Annotated in this window: 1 protein-coding gene; it reads left to right on the forward strand. The window is 69.9% G+C overall.

Going from position 1 to position 439, the window contains the following annotated elements; all coding sequences use genetic code 11:
* Window positions 1–86 precede the first annotated feature (86 nt).
* A partial coding sequence (locus AC1DCP_RS26475; protein ID WP_476774882.1) for a prolyl 4-hydroxylase family protein occupies window positions 87–439 on the forward strand: 353 nt, incomplete at its 3' end.

The following is a 439-nucleotide window of genomic DNA, read 5'->3' on the forward strand; positions in this document are numbered from 1 at the left end:
CGCTAGCCCAGCCCCGGCTGCCGCGTGCGTCGGTGCTGCACGGTGGCGACCGCGACGTACCCGTGCTATCCCGCACCGAGCGCCCCGTGGTGGCCGTGCTCGAAGGCGTGCTCAGCCATGATGAGTGCGATGCATTGATGGCGGCGGCGCGGCCTCGCCTCGCGCCATCGACCCTTGTCGATCCACGCACCGGCGAGCACATCGTGAGCCCGGACCGCACCAGCGAGGGCATGTTCTTCCGCCTGGCCGAGGCGCCGTGGCTGGCTACGCTCGACGCCCGCATTTCAGCCTTGATGCAGATGCCGATGGAGAACGGCGAGGGCTTGCAGGTGCTGCGCTACGCCCCGGGGGCGCAGAGCCGCCCGCACTTCGACTTCCTGATGCCGAACAACGCCGCCAATCAGGCGTCGATTGCGCGCAGCGGGCAGCGTGTGAGCAC

It is taken from the genome of Agrobacterium sp. 10T429 (assembly GCF_056393925.1).